Here is a 21492-nt window from a genome sequence, read left to right on the forward strand (position 1 = left end):
CAATCGTTGCGATTCCTGCGGAGGTGAAATGACAGCGTCCAACAAACCGGTTGTCACTGTTCTGACAGCGCCTGGCGAGGCACCGCCTCCCGGCATAGAAGCCGTTCAGGCCAGGGCGGAAGTTCGCTTCGCCTGCGATGAACAGACACTCCGGGACACCCTGCCCGGCACCGATGTCATGATGGTGACCGATTTCCGGACTGAAGCTCTGGAAGCCGCCTGGCCAACCGCAGACCGGTTGAAATGGATTCACGCCACCAGCGCCGGTGTCGATGCACTCATGTTCCCGGCACTGATCAAAGGCGACGTTACCGTGACCAATGCCCGGGGCATCTTCGACCGGACCATTGCGGAATATGTGCTGTGCAGCATTCTGATGTTCGCCAAGGATTTCCCCCGGTCCATCCGCTTACAACTGAAGCACGAGTGGAAGCATCGGGACACAGAGCGGGCCGAAGGCAAGCAGGTGCTGGTAGTGGGCGCCGGCTCCATCGGCCGTCAGATCGGCCGACTGGTTAACGCCGCAGGCATGCATGCCCATGGCATTGCCCGCACGCCCCGGCAGAAAGACCCGGACTTTGTAGCGGTGCACGGCAACGATGAATTGTATGACCAGTTGAGCCATGCGGACTTTGTGGTGATTGCCGCACCACTGACACCGCAAACCGAAGGGCTGTTCGACAGCAAGGCGTTTGCGGCGATGAAAAAGTCAGCCAGGCTGATCAATATCGGCCGCGGGCCGATTGTGAAGACGGATGATCTTATCAAAGCTCTGGACGATGGTGAGATTGCCGGAGCGGCTCTCGATGTGTTCGAGGAGGAGCCGTTACCGGAAGATCATCCGCTCTGGGAGCGGGATAATGTGATTATGACGGCGCATATGGCGGGCGATTTCATCGGCTGGAAGCGGGCGCTGACGGACCAGTTCCTGGAGAACTTTGACCGCTGGCACAAGGGTGGCGAGCTGTTCAACCTTGTCAACAAGGAACTTGGGTACGCCGGTTAGCCTTTGTGATTGCCGCTCGGGTTCTTTGCCGTTTGGGTCAGAGTCCGGAGCGGCTAACGGGGAGCCCTCTCACAAACACGCTGTGAATACTTCCCTGTACGCTCTGCTCCGCCATCCCTGGCTCCGCAAGGTTTGTGAGAGGGCTCCCCGTCATCCGCTCCTCCGAGTAAGCCGGCCGGACGCCGCTCCTGACTCACTGAAACCAACTCCCGGGTTGGACTGAGCGGGTCGGAGGGTGCCTTCCGAAACCCTGCGGAGCCAGGGATGGCGGAGCGGAGCTTACATGGACGTATTTACTGCGTGTTTCGGAAGGCACCCTCCGACCCGCTCACATCCCCAAGTTATCGGTTGGCCGCCGAAAACTCCCGCTGCAACGGCAACAAGTCGAAAACACGAGTCTCGTCGTTGGGGTCCACAAGCTCCGTGGCGGACTTGTAAACCCGAGGCGTGGTGTAGAGCATTTTCAGAGCCTTGCCATGAGGCATCGCCATGTAACGCTCAGGCTCATTTTCCTCCAACCACTTCCGAACCCGCGGCGCCATGTTATGGGCCATTTTCGGGAAGAAATGGTGTTCGATGTGATGACTGAACCGGAAATGCAATCGATCGAGAACCGGGTTGCTTCGCAGGCTCATGGAGTTATCCAACGGATTGTTCGTGGGCGTTTGCGGCCGCAGGAAGTGATTGGTCAGGATATAGCCCTGCCCCAAGGCATTGGCCATCATGAACGGAATCAGCACCGTGAACACCGCCAGCGGGCCTGAGACAACCGCCAAAGCAACCCACAACGCCAGACACAAGAACACCTGAGCAATGGCCAGATTGCGGTTAAAGCCCTTGAACTGCTTTCGGTGTTTCGCCTGAATCCACAGCACCAGTTGGGCGTGAAAAGTGAACGAATAGGTCAGGAACAGATAGCTGTACCAGGTGCCTGAACCCGGCGCCAGCTTGTGAAACTTCTTCTGCCCGGGATTGGTTTTATAACGGCGCAGCGTGCCGAAGCTGTCCGGATCTGTATCTCCGGTGTTGGTATTACCGTGATGCACCACGTTGTGCCACTTACGCCAGAACTCCGGTGGCACCATCAACGGACCAAACCCCAGCCAGCCAAAAAAATTCTGCCAACGCCGGCTCATGCCCAATGCCCCGTGCAACACCTCATGAGCCAACAAAGCCTGGCAACCAATGGTATGCCCCACCAGCAACGCCAGGCCAAGATTGGCATACCACGGCAACCCCGCCATCAGAATCGCCGCTAGCCCACCCCAGATAATCGCCTGCAGGGGCAAGAACCAGATCACCCGCCAGGTCTGGGCCTTGAACGTATCAGCGGGAAGCTCCTTCTTCATCCGGTCCCGAAGCTCCCGCTCGTCCGGCTTACCATACACCACGGCCTCCGCCGCTCCCGGTTTCACTGCTGCGTTCATTTTTCACCTTTGCTTAGTTGAATTTCGACAATAATAAATTTACAGCGTACATGTGTGCGCTGAATTTATACCAATAAAGACAACTAAACAATGGCTGGAAAATAGAAAAATCACAGAACCCATGAAAAATAAAAACAAGCGTTCGCTGAAAACCACTCGGAGTACGGGGCGATAGTCGGGATGGGCTTCTGAAACCCTGCGGAGCCAGGGATGGCGGAGCGGAGCGTACAGGGAAGTATTCACAGCGTGTTTCAGAAGCCCATCCCGACTACCGCCTAACTCCAAAAAAACGGGCGCCCGAAGGCGCCCGTTCTCAATACATCTGCTAAAAGCTGAATCTCAGCCCCCCGAGAGCGACTGCTCCGAAGGATCAAGCTCCATCTGCTGAATGGCAATCACCGCCTGAGTCCGGTTACGAACACCCAGCTTGCGGAACACCGCCGTGATATGCGCCTTGATGGTAGCCTCAGACACATCCAGATCATAAGCAATCTGCTTGTTCAGAAGCCCCTCAGCCAACATACCCAACACCCGGAACTGCTGCGGCGTCAAAGACGCCAGGCGCTCCGAGAAATCGGTGGATTCAGACTGCATCCGCTCAATCTTGTCGGCTATGCCCTCAGGCAGCCAAACATCGCCTTCCAGAACCGCCTGAATGGCCAGGGTAATGGTTGGCAGCGGTGCACTCTTGGGAATAAACCCGGAGGCACCGTAGTCAATCGAGCGACGCATGGCCTGCAAGTCTTCGGAGCCAGACACAACCACCACCGGCAACCCCGGATACTGGCCTCGCATGAACACCAGCCCCGAGAAACCATGGGCACCCGGCATATTCAGATCCAGCAGGATCAGGTCTGCATCCGGGTGCGACTCTACCGCCGCCTGCAGTGACTTGATGCTGTCGACCTCCACAGTCTCGACATCCGGCACCGCCTGATTGACCGCTTGTTTCAATGCAGCCCGAAACAACGGGTGATCATCAGCGACGATAATTGTTTGTGTCATTCAACAGATTCCTCACAGGTTAGGGCTGTCAACTGCCGGCGTTACTGGAACGCCCGGCTGCTGATCAGATCATCCACTACGCCCGGATCAGCCAGGGTAGACGTATCACCCAACTGATCGTGCTCGTTAGCAGCAATCTTACGCAAAATCCTGCGCATAATCTTGCCAGAACGAGTTTTCGGCAGTCCAGGCGCCCATTGAATCACATCCGGAGACGCAATCGGGCCAATTTCTTTACGAACCCACTGAACCAGCTCCTTCTTCAGCTCGTCCGATGGCTCCTCACCCTGTACCAGGGTCACGTACACGTATATGCCCTGCCCCTTGATTTCATGGGGGTAGCCAACCACCGCAGCCTCGGCCACCTTGTCATGAGCCACCAGAGCACTCTCAACCTCGGCAGTACCCAGGCGGTGGCCGGACACATTCAGAACGTCATCCACACGGCCAGTGATCCAGTAGTAGCCGTCTTCATCGCGACGGGCACCGTCGCCGGTGAAGTACATGCCCTTGTAGGTGCTGAAGTAGGTCTGGATGAACCGCTCGTGATCACCGTAAATGGTGCGCATCTGACCCGGCCAGCTGTCCAGGATGACCAGGTTACCCTCGGTCTTACCTTCCAGGATGTTGCCTTCGTTATCCACCAATGCCGGCTGAACGCCGAAGAACGGCTTGGTGGCGGAACCCGGCTTCAGGTCGACCGCACCAGGCAGCGGAGAAATCAGAATGCCGCCGGTCTCGGTCTGCCACCAGGTGTCCACAATCGGGCACTTGCTGTTACCAATGACCCGGTGGTACCACTCCCACGCCTCCGGGTTGATCGGCTCACCCACCGAACCCAAGAGTTTGAGGCTTTCGCGGTTAGTGCCGTCCATACAGGACTCACCCTGGGCCATCAGCGCACGGATGGCGGTGGGCGCGGTGTACAGGATGTTGACCTTGTGCTTGTCGACAACCTGGCCCATGCGGGAGCTGTCCGGGTAGTTGGGCACACCTTCAAACAGCAGGGTGATGGCGCCATTGGCCAGCGGGCCGTACAGAATGTAGCTGTGGCCGGTTACCCAACCAAAGTCGGCGGTACACCAGTAAACGTCACCGTCGTGGTAGTCGAACACATACTGGTGGGTCATGGAGGCATAGACCATGTAACCGCCAGTGGTGTGCAGAACGCCCTTCGGCGCACCGGTGGAACCGGAGGTATAGAGCATGAACAGAGGGTCTTCCGCGTTCATCGGCTCCGGCTTACACTCGGCCGGCGCATCTTTGATCAGGTCTTCGTAACGAACGTCACGGCCTTCGGTCCAGGGGACTTCTTTGTTGCCGGTGTGGGTAACCACGATCACCTTGTCGACCTTGGCGTCTTCCTCGTGCTTGAGCGCGTGATCCACGTTCTTCTTCAACGGGATGGCACGGCCACCGCGCAAACCTTCATCAGCGGTAATCACAAAACGGGATTTGCCGTTAACCACCCGGGCCGCGAGTGCTTCCGGGGAGAAGCCACCGAACACCACCGAGTGAATCGCACCGATCCGGGCACAGGCCAACATGGCAACCGCGGTCTGCACGATCATCGGCATGTAGATGGTGACCACATCACCTTTCTTAACGCCCTGGGCTTTGAGCGCATTGGCAAACTTGCAGGTCTCTTCGTAAAGCTCCCGGTAGGTAACGTTACGGGATACCGAAGGATCGTCACCTTCAAAGATGATGGCCGTCTGATCACCGCGTTTCTCCAGGTGGCGGTCCAGACAGTTGGCGGAGGCGTTCAGTACACCGTCTTCAAACCATTTGATGGACAGGTTGTTGTAATCGTAGGTGCTGTTCTTGACCTTGCTGTAGGGCTTGATCCAGTCAAGTCGCTTGCCGTGCTCACCCCAGAACGTATCCGGGTCTTCTACTGACTGGCGATACATTGCTTCATACTGCTCTTTGCTGACCAGTGCACGCTCGGCAACTTCCGGACTCACCGGATATACCTGTTTATCAGTCATTGTGCTCCCCCTTAATCAGAGTCTGTTGTCATTGTCGGTTTTTTAAATTCAGGGTGGTCGGGCGATTTTTGCCCTTAAGACAGATGCATGTAGTTCAACATGTGTGCCACCGCACAATGAATTAGACTAACGTCCTAACCTACCGCCATTTTCGGGCTAACCTGTTCAGCAATGCGTCGATCAAGGCAGGGCTTAGCAGCTTTAACAGCGGCTTTATCAAGAATAGTTGCAGATCGGGGAATGGCAAAACATGACGTGGGGAGAGCAGGCCCGGCCGCTGGCCGGACCCAGGAAGGATGATCAGGCAGCTTTTTTGCGCTGCTTGGTAGCCCGAAGACTGTAGACCTTTCTTTCTTTCAGGGCATAGCGGTTCAAACCCGCCAGGTGGATCTTGCGCAGATAGACTTCCCAATCAATTTGGCGTGCATCCACCGGGAAAAGCCCCTTGTCGACCTCACCCATTCTGGCAGACAACGCCTGCAGTTCATCGTTGTGGAAGACGTAATCCGGGGCTGTGTAAAAACCAAAAATAGTGGCCAGTGACTGGGTGGTATCCAGGTTCTTGAGCATTTTCAGGTCACGGGAATTACCCAACAACTTCAGTACCTTGTCTGTCACACTCAGGGGCAGGCGCACACCGCTGACCACCAGGTCAAACAGGGTACGGTTAACCGCAATGAACGGCTTGCTGGGCTGCCGGTAGAACAGATGATCGTAGGCGGCGTAATTGGCTTTGGATTCCGCCATCAGGTGGTCGATGAACTGCCCCAGTGAGACCGGATTGGAGCTGCCACTGCAGCACTGGTAGATCCTCCGCCGACCAGGTTCTGCCAGGCCTTCGGAAAGCGACAAAACAATCGCATTGGCCACCAGGTCCACCGGAATGACATCAATCACACCCGAGCGCTTACCCGGGAACAGGGTCACCTTCTCCCGGGCATAGGCCAGGATAATGGCATCCGCTACCTTGACCCCCTCAATCCAGCCAGGGGCAGGCTCTTCCAGGGCACTTTCAATGATGGAGGGCCGAACAATGGTCAGGCTGCGGCCGTTCAGCGCCTTCATCAAAAGCTGTTCGCCCAACCACTTGGTAAAGGTATAAGTGTCGCTCCAGCCGTAGCGGTTTGCTTCCCGAATACCCAGGTCCACCAATTTCTTTTCAAGGGTTTTGCCAGAGTAGCGGGCGCGAACATCGGCAATCTTGTCTTGCAGTAACTGCACCAGCTCTTCAATCTCGTAATACCCCTCGCTTGAGCGGGGAACTGACTCACCTGCGGGCTTGATCACCGATTCGGTGACCGGCCCGGAATTCATGCCGTTAACATAGCAGGTAGACACCTGCAGAACTGCCAGCTCCGCATTCTGCCGGGCCAGCCCGGCGATATTCTCAAGACACAGGGTGTTGATCGTCAGGGCTTTGTCCAGCTCCTCCCGGAAGTTCACGCTGGCAGCAGAGTTGATCACGGCATCCAGTTCTCCGGCCAGTTTCTGCCAGGCGTCCTCACCCATACCGAAACAAGGTTCCGTCACTTCACCGGTAATGCAATGAACCCGCTCTTCGAGGAAGGTTTCAAACCAGTCTGCATCGACACTCCTCAAGCGATCAAATACCGATGACGTGGCAATTTCATTATCAAAGCGGCTGCGGGCATCAGGATGACGTTTATTGCCCCGAATCAGCAAGTAAATGCCACCAATGTCCGGGACGGACCTGATCAGCTTCTCCAGAACCACCTTTCCCAGGAAGCCGGTGGTTCCGGTAATCAGCACCCGCTTGCCGCGGAGCTGCCCGAGCACCTTCGACGAAGACTCTTTTTGATTCACTTGCTGGTTTGCCATGGTAGAACTCCTTCTCTGAGATCGATGTCACCAGCGATCAACGCCGGTCAAAAGTCGCGGGGGGCCGGTTTCCTTTGCCCCGACATGTATGCATCCGTTTTGCATCCGCCTGTCAGAGCTGCCTGCATAATGCGGGCCACGATTTCGATCAATTCTTGCACAATGATCGTTACAGGGCGGTGACAGACTGCAAAATTACGACACATAAATCCTTAAAAAAATGACCAGCAAGTGGGCACATACTCTTGGCTCGTTCACGATCGGGTAGGATCCCTGCCTGCCAGTGAACGCAAGAGGTCATCCAGGGAAACATCCGAAGGTTTCTCCCGCAGCACCCGAAGTAATTGATCCTGCTCGCCAAAACTGACTCGATCGTACAGTGGTCCCTCCACCCCTCGAGGCAATACAGCAGGCTCCGGCTTAGCCGAGGGTGACGCCAGATCATCGGCCAGGTGCCGCAGGTGGGCCGCCAGTCTATCCCGGTCTACCTGGCACAGATGCTCCCATTTCATTGATGCCAACCCGGTTTGTACGATCTCCACGGTATCGGCATCAGGGTTGCGCCCCAACAGTGCAAAAAGGCGGGTAAATGCGTCATACCGGAGCATGGCATCGTCCGGCTTTGCTGCCAGTAATTTTTCCAACTGCCCGACCAGGGCCCGACATTGCTCGCCAACGGATTCACCGCCGGGAATGGCGGCTTCAGCCTGCCCGGTTTGCCGGCGCGCGGCCTGATGCCAGTATGCCGCTATACCGGCTTTGCGCCGAGGCAGTGCCGCCAGGTGAACATTGAGCATTTCCGCCAGGGTGTGAAACTGCCGGCAGGAGGGGTCAGAGGTGGGCAGCAGGGTCACCGGGTGTTGATTGAGCACGGACTGCCGAAGCGTTTCATCCCGCCAAAGTGCCCCCAGGTAATGCAATGTCCACTGCAGATGCCGCTGGCAGGCACCGTTCAGACGCTGGAACACCGATCGTGCCTGGCTGGCGCCTTGTGCCATGTTGACGATCACGGACGGCTTGCGCCTGTAACCTCGGCGCTTGAGAACTTTCATTAGGGAGAAAGCATCGGTGAGTGAGGCTGGGTCCGGGGTTACAACCACACAGGCCAACTCTGCCGCTGCGATCATATGAAGACCTACAGTCTGCAGCCCTGATGCCGTATCAATAATCACATAATCGTAACAATGCTCCAGCTCATGCAGCGACTTCAGGAGCTTCAGGCTGTCTTCGCGGGTCATCTCCATACACGACTGAACCCCGGAGGCACCTGGAACAATGTCCAGCCCATAGTGGGTTTGCAGAATGGCACCAGCCAGACCACACTGGCCGGCGATCACATCGGCAAGCGTGCGTTCCGGATAAAGCCCCACCAAAAGACTCACGTTGGCAAGGTCTGTGTCCGCGTCCAGCAACAGCACTTTCTGCCCGGCTTTGGCCAGGGCAAGCGCCAGATTGACGGCAACGGTGGTCTTTCCCACTCCACCTTTACCGCCTGTTACCGCGATGGTTCTTGGTTGGCGCACCTTTTGCCTTCCCTCGTAGCTTGAGCAACCGAAAACAGACGAATCCATAGACTTGTCACTATAAGCGACATTTTAACCTGTAAAAAGGGTACACATATCACAGACTTGAAATACCCTGCTTAAAAAATCAGCAGTAACGGTTTAACACTGGCGGATTATTGTCTAAGCTCACTGACTTACAAGAAGAATGAACACCCTGTCATAAAACTTTGATACAGAACAGGGAACCTTACCCGCACATACGATGGCGCGGGGCAGGGACAAAGGGCGCGCGATGAGTAATGCGATGGATATTGCAGCTGATCTTCAACTACCGAGCCTGCCGGAGGTAACCCTGCGGGCGCTGAAAGCATGTCATGCCGGAGACAGTTACCGCGAGATCAGTCAGATTGTCGCCACGGACACCGCACTCGTCGCCCGACTCCTGTCATTAGCCAACTCCGCCCTGTACAGAAGTAATCCTCCCATCCGCTCCATTGAGCAGGCACTGCTTCGCCTGGGCACCCGCCGCTTCCAGACCCTGCTGCTGACATCGGCATTGCGACAATTGCTATTTGAACTCGGCGGCGACGAGTGGCAGCAACTGAGGGATTTCTGGCGCCACTCTCTGACCACAGCCCTGACCGCCCGGGCCCTGGCCACACTGACACGCTACCCAAGCCCTGAAGAAGCGTTCCTGCTTGGCATGGTTCACAACATTGGTGAACTGATCGCCATCAAGACCCAGCCCCAGGAACGAAAACAGGACATCCTCAACCACCAGAATGAGATTGCCGCCCATTTTGTAACCGTATGGGGGTTAGGACCGTTGGCGGCAGACGCCATGCGATATCAGCAGTCGCTACCAACCCAGCTCCGGGACGCCAGCCACCTGGTGAAACTGATCAGCCTGTCGACCCGGCTTGCCCTCTCAGACTCAGCGGGCATTGCTGCTGCAGGAACGATCTTTGGGTTGCAGGAAGACCTGACACGGGAAATCTGCGACAGAATCAACGATGAAGTAGCCACCATGGCGGCCTCCTTCGGAATTCCTCTGGACACCGCCTACCAGAGTGAGGAAGGCGCCCGGCAGCTCAGGCAAACCCTGATACACCAGGCGATCGCCAGCAAAACCCTTGAGCTGCGAGCCACAGACAGCACGACCCCGTGCGATCTGATCGCCAGTACCGTCAGCAGTCTGGGCGTCCTGACCGGACTGCCGGCCCTGTGCTTTGGCCCCGAGGCAGAGGAGCTCAGGCTGCTTTCCGGTACCGGCGCCAACCTTCCGGACCTGCGCCTGTCGCCCCAGCCTGGCGGCAGCGTCCTGAGCGATGCGTGGAACGGCGGCACTCTGGTCAGCCTGAACGAACGTGAGCCCAGCGTACTTGACCGGCAACTGCTGGCCATTCTGAGAACGCCGTCTCTCCTGGCGATTCCTGTTCAGCAGGGTGGGCAAAGACACGCGATCTTTGCCCTGGGCACCGACTCCGAATCAATGGAGGTCACTACCCAGCTGGTTCGGCTGTTCATCCACGAGCTTACGCAGCTGATTGAAGGTCAGACAACCGAAGGGCCAGGCGTCGACAGCCAGATCGCCCACGACCGGATACGTCGCCAGGTACATGAAGTCAGCAACCCCCTGACCATCATCAAACAGTACATTTTCCAGCTTCGTGCCCGGATGCATGATGAGACCGTCCAGGAAGACCTCGGCATAATCCAGGAGGAACTGGATCGGGCAGGCTATCTGTTGCTGCAAATCAGCACCGGCGATGCGCCCGGCACTACCAGCGGTACAGACCTGAACCGGGAGCTTGAAAGCCTTGCCCGCATCCTTCAGGACAGCCTGTTCAACGGCAACGACCGCACCCTCAAACTGAGGCCGTGCCGTGAGGACACCCAGGTGCAGGGCAGCGCCTCTGCCGTCCGGCAGATCATCATCAATCTGATCCGCAACGCCGTTGAGAGCCTGGAGCCCGGCAATGGCGAGATTTCCTTGAGTACAGCAGCACCTATATTCCAGAACCAGCGCCGCTGGGTTGAATTGCAAATTACCGATAATGGCCCCGGCATTCCCGAGGCCGTCAGGCGCAACCTGTATGCGCCGGTAGCCAGTTCGAAGGGCCAGGGCCACAGCGGCCTTGGCCTGAGCATTGTCAAGCAACTGATTGATGACATGGAGGGCATCATCGCTTGTCACACGGGGCAGGAAGGCACTACCTTCCGGATCCTGCTCCCGGCGGCAGGCCACAACAAGCATGGTACCGACTGACGAATTAGCGGAAGCAGACCAATGGCATTAGAGCAGAGCAAGCAGCCCTTCCATGGGTCCGAACCGGCCAGGATTCTGATAGCCGATGACGAACCACGCCTCCTGGCCAGCCTGGCCAACTTACTGAGAGGCCGAGGTTTCGACGTAACCGAAGCCAATGGCGGAAAACAGGCTTGTGAACAACTGGCCTGCAAGGCCTTTGACCTGGCACTGCTCGACCTCAACATGCCCGACACCGATGGTTTTGCGGTGATGGAGCGCATAGCCAGCCACCAGCCGGATTGCGGTGTGGTTGTGGTCAGCGGCGAAGGATCTTTCGGAACCGTCAGCCGGGCATTGCGCCGGGGAGCCCTGGACTACATACGCAAGCCGTTTGATCCCGAGGAACTGCTGACCACGGTTGAGGGCGTACTGGGCAAACAGTCTCTGATCAAAGCCCACGAAATGATCCAGACCCGGCTGGAAAAATCCGAAGCCCTGCACCGCTACATCGTCAACAGTTCACCGGATATCGTATTCATGCTCGATAAAACCGGTCATATCTGTTTCATCAACAACAAGGTGGAAAGCCTGCTGGGCTATCAGCCTTCGGAGCTCTGCGGTCGTCATTTCGGGCACATTCTGGACGACCGGGACGTGGCCAGGGGCACCTACGCCCTTCAGGGGCCGGACATCTCGGTGGATAACCCCAGAACGCTGGAAGTGCGGCTTAAAACCCGCGGCAGCAGCAAGGCAACCCGGCATTTCGAAATCACCGCCTTCCCGGTAGACCCGCAAACCTGGCCCCAGACCGGCGACACCCGTGGCGGCTCGACAGCCCAGCCCGCCCGTTATTACGGCATCGCCCGGGATGTCACTGAACGCAAGGAGGCGGAGGCGTTCATCAACTTCCAGGCCTACCACGACCTGCTCACCCGACTGCCCAACCGGGCCCTGTTCAAAGATCGCCTGGAGCTGGCCATCACCCAGGCTCGGCGGGCCAAGCAAAAACTCGCCGTCATGTTCCTCGACCTGGATCGCTTCAAGGTGGTGAACGACACCCTCGGCCACGCCATGGGTGACCGCCTGCTGCAAGCCGTGACCCACAGGCTCGAGAAATGCCTGCGACGGGGCGACACCCTGTCGCGCTTCGGTGGCGACGAATTCACCCTGCTGCTGCCCTCGGTAAATAGCCCGGAAGACGCCCGGAGCATTGCCAGGAAACTGATACAAACCCTGAAAGATCCTTTCCAGCTGGGTAACCATGAAGTCTTTGTGGGGGTCAGTATTGGCATCGCAGTGTTCCCGGATGCTGGAAACTCCATGGACCAGCTGATCCAGAACGCGGATATTGCCATGTATCACGTCAAAGCCCGCGGTAAAGATGGCTATCGTTTCTATTCCGACAGCATGAGCATCAATACCGCCAACCGGCTCAGCCTTGAGCGGGATTTACGGCTGGCCCTGGAGCGGGACGAACTCAGGGTGTTCTACCAGCCTCAAGTCTGCTCCAAGACCAACCAGGTGGTAGGGCTGGAGGCTCTGGTGCGATGGCAACATCCGGAACGGGGGCTGATCTATCCGGGCGACTTCCTGCCACTGGCGGAAGAAACCCGGCTAATCGGCAAGCTCAGTGAACGGGTGCTGGACCAGGCCTGCAGAGACGTAGGACACTGGATCAACAGCGGGCATCCGAACCTGCGCCTGGCGGTCAACCTGTCACCCAGCCAGGTAGAGCATCCGCGCTTTGTCGAGACATTGCTGGAGCAGGTCCAGTCCCATCGTTTTCCTGCCGGCAATCTGGAAATCGAGATCACCGAGAACGTGATCATGAACGATCTGGAACAGATCAGCCGGAAACTGAAAGAACTGGCGGATTGCGGTGTACGCATTGCCATTGACGACTTCGGCACCGGCTACTCCTCCCTCAACTATTTGCACCGGCTGCCCATCCACACCCTGAAAGTGGATCAATCCTTTGTCAGGGCCATTCGCAGCGGAGAGGACGGCGCCTGCATAGTGAACGCCATCGTTGCCATGGCCCACGGCCTGAAACTGGAGATCGTCGCCGAGGGCGTGGAAACAGACGACCAGCTCAACTACCTGACAAGCCTGGGCTGCCATCAGGTGCAGGGATTCTTCTACGGCCCCGCCCGGCCAGCGGCCGATATTGACCGGCTGCTGAGCCGCGATGGTCTGGCCTTCGCCCACACCGGATAACCGGCTTTCGATTGTAGGACACTCCTAACTAAAACATTGACCCCGTTTGCAAAGTGTTTCGATACGTTACTTTGTGTATCTGGAATTGCGCAGTACTGCACATCTTTGAACCCACCCCTTCTCTAAGCTCAGGTTATCAGTAACCGATCACCGGACTGTCCGACAGGCTGTCGGAATAACAATCACAATAACGGTGACGTTCAACCAGCGAACAAGAAGAAGGCAGCAGTCATCATGCGCGACAAGTACAAGTACATCGGCCCCGTCTATGACTTCCTGAGCAACCTGTACAGCGGCAAAAACATTCACCGCTGCAAAACCGCCATGCTCGACGTGGAAACCGTCAAACCCGGTGACCGCATCCTGTTTGCTGGCGTAGGGCACGGCCGGGACGCCATCCGCGCCGCCGAACTCGGCGCCGATGTAACCGTGGTCGACCTGTCTGAAACCATGCTGCGCAAGTTTGCCGATGCCCAGCAGAAAGAAGCGCCGAACCTGACCATACGCCGTATTCACAGCGACATCATGAAGGTGAACGAGTTCGAGCAGTACGACATGGTAGTGGCGAACTTTTTCCTCAACGTGTTTGACGAAGACATGATGGTGAAAGTGCTGGAACACCTGATTCGCCTGGGCAAGGCAGACGCCAGCGTGGTGGTTGGTGACTTCTGCTACCCGACCGGCAACATCCTCTCCCGCATGTTCAAGAAGCTTTACTGGTACATGGCGGTGTTCATCTTCTGGCTGTTTGCCAACAACGCCTTCCACAAAATCTACAACTACCCGGAACACATGCAGCGCCTGGGCCTGCAGGTTACCGAGAAAAAGCATTTCAAACTTCTGAACATGGATTGCTACTGGTCGATTCTTGGCCGCAAGCAAGCCTGAATCTCTTCCGACTCAAAATAACAACAGGTTACCGGGAGCTTCATCATGTCAGATCAGATTCTTGCCCTCGACAACATCAGGGAACTGGCAGACGGCCAGTTCAGCTTCGCCGAGCGCGTCAACTACCTCAAGAAATACGGCCAGCACTCACAGTCGTTCTCAACCCTGCAGCCGGGCATGCAGTATTTTGATGTGCCGGGTATGGGCTACATTGCCTATATGCGCAAATGGGGCGGCACCTTTGTCCTGTCAGATCCAGTGAGCGCACCCGAGCATTTCCCCGCCATGCTGGAGAAGTTCCAGCAGACCTTTCCCAACGCCTGCTACATCCAGGTTTCGAAATCGGTGGTGGATTTTCTACACCTTCGCTTCGGCCTGTATGGCACCCAGTTTGGCTGCGAATCCCGGATTGATCTCAGGTCCTGGAGCCTGACCGGCAAGAAGAAACAGATTCTGCGCACCGCACTTAACCAGGCCGAGAAGAACGGCATTACCGTCATGGAACGGTTCAGTGATGACCACACCCGGGAGATCTCCGAAGCCTGGATACGCACCCGCAAGTGCAAGAGCAACGAGATCCGCTTCCTGATTCGGCCCATGGAAATGGACTATCGGGAAAACGAGCGGCACTTTTACGCCTACCAGGACGGCAAGGCGGTGGGCTTCATCTATTTTGATCCGATCTACCGCAACAACGAGATCATCAGTTACGTACCGAATATCTCCCGCGCCAACGCCGATTTCCGACAGGGCATTTTCTACACCCTGATGGCCCACGCCATGGACACCTTCAAGGCCGAAGGTGTGCCCTTCCTGGACCTGGGCCTGATTCCGCTATCGCTGGACCAGGCCACCGAGCACCAGGAAAGCCGATTACTGAAACGTTTGATGCACGGCATCTACGAGAAAGGCAATTTCCTGTACAACTTCAAAGGCCTGGAATTCACCAAATCCCGCTTCCGGGGTGACAACTTCAAAACCTACTGCTGCCACAAACGCGCTATTCCGGCTCTGGAATTCCTCGCCATGTTCAAGCTGACCCGGCTGTTGTAACGCCGGGCCAATGCTCGCAAACCCGCGCCACTGACATCCCCATTTCGGCCATGAACAGAGCAACATCCGGGGGGGCGTCCCCGGTAAAGTGGGCCTCTGACACTACGCCACCGGTATCCGCTCTGGGGGTTTCCGCTGCTGCCAAACGCCCGGATTCGCCCAGCAGAAAGGCGACCCGGCGAGCGATGGCGTCACCGGAATCCACCCATGCAGTGACCTCCGGCAGGCTTTTCCGGAGCCAGGGTAACAACAGCGGATAGTGAGTACAGCCAAGCACTACGGTATCTACACCCGCCTCACGCAGCGGCGCCATGGCTTCATCCAGCTCATCCTGGGGCGGTTCTGCGCCTTGCACCAGTTGCTCTGCCCAGCACACCAGCCCAGGGTGGCCAAGCCGCACCACGTCGCAGTCACTGGCAAACTCGGCAATGAGCTTATCCAGATAGGGTCGCTGTACCGTTGCCGGCGTTGCCAGTAGCCCGACCCGACCATTGACGGTGCAGGCGGCGGCGGGTTTGATAGCTGGCACCACCCCCACAACCGGTAGCTCCGTCATAGCCCGCAAATGCGGAAGCACCACCGTGCTGGCGGTGTTGCAGGCCACCACGATGATGTCACAAGGCGACTGTTGCAGGCTTTGCCGGATCAGGGAGCAGCAGCGCTCAATCACCACCTGCTCGCTCTGACCGCCGTAGGGAAAACCAGCGTTATCCGCGAGATACACCAGGTCCGCACCGGGCAGCGACTGGTGAATTCGGGCAGCCACACTGAGCCCGCCAACACCGGAATCGAATACCAGCACCCGAGGGGGCAAACCGGCCATCATCCGGCATCGCTCCCGTTCTCGGCAATTTCCTGTTTCATGGCACTGATCAGGCGGCCGGCAATGGTGGTATCGGGCGGTATGGGGGGATGATCGTCGGCACTGAACCAGCCGGCATCCGCCCGCTCATCTTCCTGCAGGCTGAGTTCACCACCCTGATAATCGGCAAAAAAACCCACCATCATCTGATGGGGAAAAGGCCAGGGTTGGGAACTCCGGTAGCGGATATTGCCAACGTCCAATCCGGTCTCTTCTTTTACTTCCCGGGCCACGGCCTGCTCAAGGCTTTCCCCTGGTTCGACAAAACCGGCAATCAGGCTGTAGAAATTCCGGGTCACCCTGGAAGACCTCGCCAGCAGGAACTGGCTGCCGCGCCGGATGACCACAATCACACAGGGTGCGATTCGGGGATACCAGGGGATATTGCAACGACTGCACCAGCGAGCCCGCTCCCGGGGATGTGACTCGGTGCGCTCTCCGCACCGACCGCAATAGCGGTGGTCCTGCCACCACTGCAGTACCTGGAAGCCGGTACTGAGCAAATCTGCAGGCGCCTCGGATGACACCAGCAGGGCGTCCCTCAAGGTAACCAACTGGGCGCCAGGCAGCCCGGAGTCTGGCAAGGTACAAACGAACAGACGCCGGCCATTCCAGGTACCCAGAGCAAGGGCCTCCGGGCGACTGTCGCCCATTTCCGGACCGCCCCAGGCCAACAACCAGCCGTTATCCGGCTTAAGGACATTGTTACCGGAAAACGCCAGAAGCAGGTCCCCTTGCACAGGGGCGTCTTCAAACCAGCCCGGCAACCACTGCTCGCTTTTGCTCACCATGCTTTTGCCTTATCAGCAACCGTTTATCTGAGCGGCAATGTAACACATCACAATCACTAGCAAGAATCTGTATACCGCTTTCCGCACCCGCCTCAACCCGTTAAACTTGGCGCCTGTTTCCAGTACCGGAGTAACATCTTATGCGACTTTATCAGGGCATTCGCAGCCTGATCCTGTCTCTTTTCCGCAAGATCCTGTTTTTATGGGTCAGGACCGATGTCAGCGGCAATACCCTGGAGGCCCTGGGGCTCGATCCGGACAAACCGGTGTGCTACGTACTCCAATACAGTTCGTTGTCCAGCCGGCTGGTGCTTGAGCAAGAAGTTATCCATGCCCGCCTGCCCGGTGCCACCGAGAGCCTGCCCGTTAAAAATGGGCCAGCCCACTCGTTCTTCTTTCTGTACAAGCGCATTGGCGGGCCATTCAACGGCGGCCGACAAACACCGGTTCCCACCAAAGAGTTCACCGGCCTGGTAAAATTTGGACTGGAGCACCCCGAGCAGGACGTCCAGATTGTTCCTGTCTCTTTGTTCTGGGGCCGCTCACCGGATAAAGAAAAATCCCTGGTCAAGCTGTTGCTGTCAGACACCTGGTCGGTTGCCGGGCGGCTGCAGAAGTTCCTGATCATTCTGGTGCATGGTCGCAACACCTATGTGCAGTTTAACCAGCCCCTGTCACTCAAGCAGGTGGTCGACGAATACCGGAACAACGAAGAAAAAGCCAAGCGGAAGCTGGCACGTATTCTGCGCACCCATTTCCGCCGGGTTCGCCAGGCGGTGCTGGGGCCGGATCTGTCGCACCGTCGTACCCTGGTGGAAGGCCTGGTACGCACCCAGGCTGTCAAGGAAGCGATAAGGGAAACCGCCGCCAAAGACGGTATCCCGCCTGAAAAGGTTCGCGCCAAAGCCTACAAATACGCGGACGAAATTGCCGCCAGCATGTCCATTGTGACCATCCGGTTCCTCGAACTGGTGCTGGCCTGGCTCTGGAACCGCATCTACAACGGCATCGCCGTCAACAACATCAAGGTGGCCAAGGAAGTCGCCCAGGACCATGCCGTGGTCTATGTTCCCTGCCATCGTTCGCACATCGATTACCTGTTGCTGTCCTACGTGTTGTACAAGAACGGCCTGATGCCACCCCACATTGCCGCCGGCATCAACCTGAACATGCCCATTGTTGGCCCTATCCTGCGCAGGGGCGGGGCTTTCTTCATGCGCCGCAGCTTCCGGGATAACCCGCTGTACGCCACGGTTTTCAACGAATACATGCACGTGATGTTCACCCGCGGCTACTCGGTGGAATACTTTGTCGAGGGCGGCCGCTCCCGTACCGGGCGCATGCTGCCACCACGTCCGGGCATGCTGTCGATGACCGTGCGCAGTTTCCTGAGGGATCACCGCAAACCCATCGTCTTCGTGCCGGTTTACATCGGTTATGAGAAAGTGATGGAGGGCCGCTCCTACCTGGGCGAGCTGCGCGGCAAGAAGAAACAAAAGGAGAGCGTCTTCGGCCTGGCCAAGACGGCCCGGAAACTGACCAACTCGTTCGGCCGGGTAGCGGTGAACTTTGGTGACGCCATACCACTGGCCGATGTTCTGGACGAAGTCCATGAAAGCTGGCGCAGCGAGGCTTACGACGCCGAGTACCGGCCCTCCTGGCTTACCGAAGCGGTGGATGAACTGTCCAAGCGGGTAGCCAGCAACATCAACGCTTCGGTGGCGGTCAACCCGATTGGCATGACCGCCACGGTTTTACTGGGCACCGAGCGCCTGGCCATGGATGAGGGGCAGTTGATCAGATTGATGGACCAGTATGCCCACTTGCTCAGGGCCTACCCGTACGCCAACACCGTCACCTTGCCAGAGGGTTCTGCGCGGGACTGGGTTGCTTACTGTGAGAACATGGGGCTGGTCACCCGCCAACCCCAGAAACTGGGCGATATCATTGCCCTGGAAGGCGCCAATGCCATTCTGATGACTTACTACCGCAACAACATCCAGCACCTGTTTGCACTGCCGGCGCTGATTGTAAGCCTGTTCGAGAACAAAACCAGCCTGCGCAGAGACAAGGTTCTGTTCCTTACCAGCGTTGCCTACCCTTACCTGCAGTCCGAACTGTTCCTTAAATTCGGTCAGGATGAAGTGGAATCGGTTATTAACAAGTGGATCGACGTGCTGATTGATCAGGGCCTGGTTATCCAACTGGATGACGAGCGCCTGGGTCGCCCCGAAGAAGGCACCGAAGCCATGCTGCGGGCCCGCATCCTGTCCCGGTTTATTATCCAGACCCTGGAGCGCTACCACATTACCCTGGGGATTCTGCGCAAGTATGGTTCGGGCAAACTGACCGCGGCGGAACTGGAAGAGCAAAGCACGCTGCTGGCCGAGCGGATGTCTATCCTGTTTGGCCTTAATGCACCGGAATTCTTCGACAAAACCCTGTTCCGGAACTTCATTGCCAATATGCAGAAAACCGGCGTGCTGACCACCGATGACAACGGCCTGCTTTGTTACGGAGAAGGTCTGGATGAGGTGGCCGAAGATGCCCGGCTGGTATTGAGCGTTGAGAAAAGACAAGCCATTCAGCAGGTCACCATGCTGGATGCGTGAGTCTTTGAGGCGGGCCGGCCCGGGTTATCTCAGGCCGGCAGCGCCTTGATGGAATAGATATCGTAGCGGCTGCTTTTACCTTCCAGCCGCGTAGTGGGCTCCGGCCCCGCCACCGCTGGAGCCTTCCGGGGGCGCTTCACAACCACCCGGTAACGGGCACAGGCCAGGGCTGCGGCAAGCAGCTGTTCAGAATCGTCATCGTCGCCGACAACCTGCCGGAACACCTGCATTTCCTTTTTGACCAAGGCGGCTTTGTCCCGGTGGGGGAACATCGGGTCCAGATACACCACATCCGCCGCATCCTTGCCGGCGCTCTCAAGCCAGTCAATGGAACTGCCGGCCTCAAGCCGCATATGCGCCACCAGGGGCGCGCAATCGATATTCAGTGCGGCCCTTGCCAGGCCATCTGCCAGCAAGGCATGGATCACCGGGTTTCGCTCCAGCAGGGTTAACCGGCAACCCAGGCTGGCAAGCACGAAAGCGTCCTGGCCGAGGCCGGCAGTGGCATCCAGTACGTGCAGCTGGGCCCTGGTTTTCTGCAAGCCAACCGCCCGGGCCACCAACTGGCCGGTGCCGCCACCATGCTCCCGACGGTAGCCCATTTTGCCGGTCACAAACTCCGCCCGCACCGGTCCTGGCGCCCCTTTGCCGGTCAACTGGAGGGCAAGCCCTTCGTCGTCCATGTACAGCAGCACCGGAAATTCCCGGACCTGTTTGGGTTTGACGATACCCAGCCAACGCAACTCCAGCTCTTCCGCCAACTGTCGTGCAGCCATCTGGTCACCCAGCGGGCTGCAACCAACGGCAACGGTCGCCGTCAGGGAGTGGCAAGTATCATGGGAAGGGTTTGGCATCAGACGAGAATGTCGATACCGGAAATAACCGAGCCACCCTCGAATTCCTGCCCGGCGGCGGCCACACCGGCAAAGGTCGAAAGCGCTCTTGAGGCTGGCAAAGGCAGCTCGTCGGCGCGGAATCGTTCAAGCCGGGCATCCTCAGCGGCCCTGCGGGCTTCAACGCGACGATCGGTCGCTTCACTAGCCGTCTGGTTACCGGGAGCGGTATCCCGGCTTTGCTGGGGCGCATTCAGGTCACGGCGAACCGACTCGGCACCGGGGGCCTGGGGAGAAGCGGCCGGGGACCTGGCGACATCGGTACGCTCTCGTGCCGGGTTGTTGTTACCCGTTTGAATCAGGGAGGAATTGGCCGGATTAATACCACCGATCATAATGCGCAACCACAGAAACGGTTCAAGTGTGTTGCTGCATTATGGAAGAACCAGGGCCTCTTGGAAAGGCAGGCGGCAACATTTCTGATCAGAAAACGACCTTTCACGCACGACCGGGCAGTTTCTTCCAGGCCACTTCATCCCGGACATAGACCGGCTGCGCCAGCTCCGCCGGCACCGCGATGCCATGGCGAAAATCCTGTTCTGCCAATCGTGCCACCATGGCGGCCCGGGGCACCAGGGTGTCATCCACCGCTCTGATCCGGCAGACCACCACTTCGGGCATATCGCCCTTTAATGTCCAGCCCTGGCCGGCACCAGTCCAGTTCGCTGATACGTCTGAGTCCGGCAGGCTCACCGCCCCGGGCGGGCAGACCCGCTCCTCGCCGATCAACACCGGCAACCCCTGCTGACACAGGAAGGTACCCCAGTACACTTCGCCCATACGGGCATCAAAGGCCACCGCAATGTGTTCACCATCGGCCAACTGGTGCTGTTCAATGGCGTCCAGGGCGACAGCCGACAGCGACGACACCGGCACAACCGGTAAGTTAAGCCCCCAGGCCAGCCCCTGGATAACCCCGGTCGCAATACGCAAACCGGTGAAGGAGCCCGGGCCACGGGCAAAAGCCAGGGCGTCAAGATCGTTCCGGGAAAGCCCCTGTTCGGCGAGCAGTTCGCGAACCATGGGCATTAGAAGGCGGGTGTGGCCCCGTGGGGCCAGTTCAAACCGCTCGCTGATCTGGCCATCCAGCCATAGAGCGGCGGAGCAGCCCTCAGAAGACGTATCCAGTGCTAAAAGCTTCACAGAATCAAG

General features: G+C 57.8%; 16 protein-coding genes. 6 read left to right on the top strand and 10 right to left on the bottom strand.

The genetic code is table 11. The features are described 5' to 3' along the window. Positions 1 to 28 precede the first annotated feature (28 nt). A complete protein-coding gene (locus tag ACZ5Q2_RS18020) occupies positions 29 to 1006 on the top strand; it encodes a D-2-hydroxyacid dehydrogenase (protein ID WP_432210619.1) in 978 nt (325 codons plus the stop codon). Between the two features lie 341 nt (positions 1007 to 1347). Here the strand turns inward: ACZ5Q2_RS18020 and ACZ5Q2_RS18025 are convergent, their stop codons facing one another. The 5 genes from ACZ5Q2_RS18025 to ACZ5Q2_RS18045 all read right to left on the bottom strand — a co-directional run bounded on the left by ACZ5Q2_RS18025 (position 1348) and on the right by ACZ5Q2_RS18045 (position 8839). After that, positions 1348 to 2433 carry a fatty acid desaturase family protein gene (locus ACZ5Q2_RS18025; protein ID WP_432210618.1) on the bottom strand — a complete coding sequence of 362 codons (1086 nt, stop codon included), beginning with the start codon at positions 2431 to 2433 and terminating at the stop codon, positions 1348 to 1350. A 339-nt stretch (positions 2434 to 2772) separates the two neighbouring features. Next, entirely contained in the window at positions 2773 to 3438 is a 666-nt protein-coding gene (locus ACZ5Q2_RS18030; protein ID WP_058090659.1) for a LuxR C-terminal-related transcriptional regulator, read from the bottom strand. A 41-nt stretch (positions 3439 to 3479) separates the two neighbouring features. Continuing rightward, positions 3480 to 5429, bottom strand: a complete 1950-nt coding sequence (gene acs, locus ACZ5Q2_RS18035) for an acetate--CoA ligase (protein WP_061332254.1) — start codon at positions 5427 to 5429, stop codon at positions 3480 to 3482. Between the two features lie 300 nt (positions 5430 to 5729). Next, positions 5730 to 7268: a fatty acyl-CoA reductase gene (locus ACZ5Q2_RS18040; protein WP_432210617.1), complete on the bottom strand. Its 1539-nt coding sequence runs from the start codon at positions 7266 to 7268 to the stop codon at positions 5730 to 5732. A 254-nt stretch (positions 7269 to 7522) separates the two neighbouring features. Then, complete coding sequence (locus ACZ5Q2_RS18045; protein WP_432210616.1) at positions 7523 to 8839, bottom strand: MinD/ParA family ATP-binding protein; 1317 nt, start codon at positions 8837 to 8839, stop codon at positions 7523 to 7525. A 238-nt stretch (positions 8840 to 9077) separates the two neighbouring features. Here ACZ5Q2_RS18045 and ACZ5Q2_RS18050 point away from each other — a divergent pair, with 238 nt between their 5' ends. From ACZ5Q2_RS18050 to ACZ5Q2_RS18065, 4 genes are all read left to right on the top strand, one after another. After that, a complete protein-coding gene (locus tag ACZ5Q2_RS18050; protein WP_432210615.1) occupies positions 9078 to 11042 on the top strand; it encodes an HDOD domain-containing protein in 1965 nt (654 codons plus the stop codon). Positions 11043 to 11063: 21 nt separating this feature from the next. Then, a complete protein-coding gene (locus tag ACZ5Q2_RS18055; protein ID WP_432210614.1) occupies positions 11064 to 13241 on the top strand; it encodes a putative bifunctional diguanylate cyclase/phosphodiesterase in 2178 nt (725 codons plus the stop codon). 234 nt (positions 13242 to 13475) lie between these two features. Further along, entirely contained in the window at positions 13476 to 14129 is a 654-nt protein-coding gene (locus ACZ5Q2_RS18060; RefSeq protein WP_061332259.1) for a class I SAM-dependent methyltransferase, read from the top strand. A 45-nt stretch (positions 14130 to 14174) separates the two neighbouring features. Beyond that, positions 14175 to 15182, top strand: a complete 1008-nt coding sequence (locus ACZ5Q2_RS18065; RefSeq protein WP_068351570.1) for a DUF2156 domain-containing protein — start codon at positions 14175 to 14177, stop codon at positions 15180 to 15182. Here ACZ5Q2_RS18065 and murI read toward each other — a convergent pair. After that, positions 15160 to 16005 carry a glutamate racemase gene (murI, locus tag ACZ5Q2_RS18070; protein WP_432210702.1) on the bottom strand — a complete coding sequence of 282 codons (846 nt, stop codon included), beginning with the start codon at positions 16003 to 16005 and terminating at the stop codon, positions 15160 to 15162. The genes ACZ5Q2_RS18065 and murI overlap by 23 nt on opposite strands. Beyond that, on the bottom strand, positions 16005 to 16835 hold the full coding sequence (gene nudC / locus ACZ5Q2_RS18075; protein WP_432210613.1) for an NAD(+) diphosphatase: 831 nt from the start codon (positions 16833 to 16835) through the stop codon (positions 16005 to 16007). Before nudC ends, murI begins: the two co-directional genes overlap by 1 nt. A 140-nt stretch (positions 16836 to 16975) precedes the next feature. Between nudC and plsB the strand changes: the two genes are divergently transcribed. Further along, positions 16976 to 19447 (top strand): glycerol-3-phosphate 1-O-acyltransferase PlsB, encoded by a 2472-nt coding sequence (plsB, locus tag ACZ5Q2_RS18080; RefSeq protein WP_432210612.1) that lies wholly within the window; start codon positions 16976 to 16978, stop codon positions 19445 to 19447. 29 nt (positions 19448 to 19476) lie between these two features. Here plsB and ACZ5Q2_RS18085 read toward each other — a convergent pair whose 3' ends face one another. The 3 genes from ACZ5Q2_RS18085 to tsaB all read right to left on the bottom strand — a co-directional run bounded on the left by ACZ5Q2_RS18085 (position 19477) and on the right by tsaB (position 21483). Continuing rightward, entirely contained in the window at positions 19477 to 20301 is an 825-nt protein-coding gene (locus tag ACZ5Q2_RS18085; RefSeq protein WP_432210611.1) for a class I SAM-dependent methyltransferase, read from the bottom strand. After that, a complete protein-coding gene (locus tag ACZ5Q2_RS18090; protein ID WP_061332265.1) occupies positions 20301 to 20675 on the bottom strand; it encodes a hypothetical protein in 375 nt (124 codons plus the stop codon). The genes ACZ5Q2_RS18085 and ACZ5Q2_RS18090 overlap by 1 nt, the downstream gene beginning before the upstream one ends. 103 nt (positions 20676 to 20778) lie before the next feature. Further along, the gene (tsaB, locus tag ACZ5Q2_RS18095) at positions 20779 to 21483 is read right to left on the bottom strand and encodes a tRNA (adenosine(37)-N6)-threonylcarbamoyltransferase complex dimerization subunit type 1 TsaB (RefSeq protein WP_061332266.1); all 705 of its coding nucleotides are present in this window, start codon (positions 21481 to 21483) and stop codon (positions 20779 to 20781) included. Positions 21484 to 21492 lie beyond the last annotated feature (9 nt).

It is taken from the genome of Marinobacter alkaliphilus, assembly GCF_055394375.1.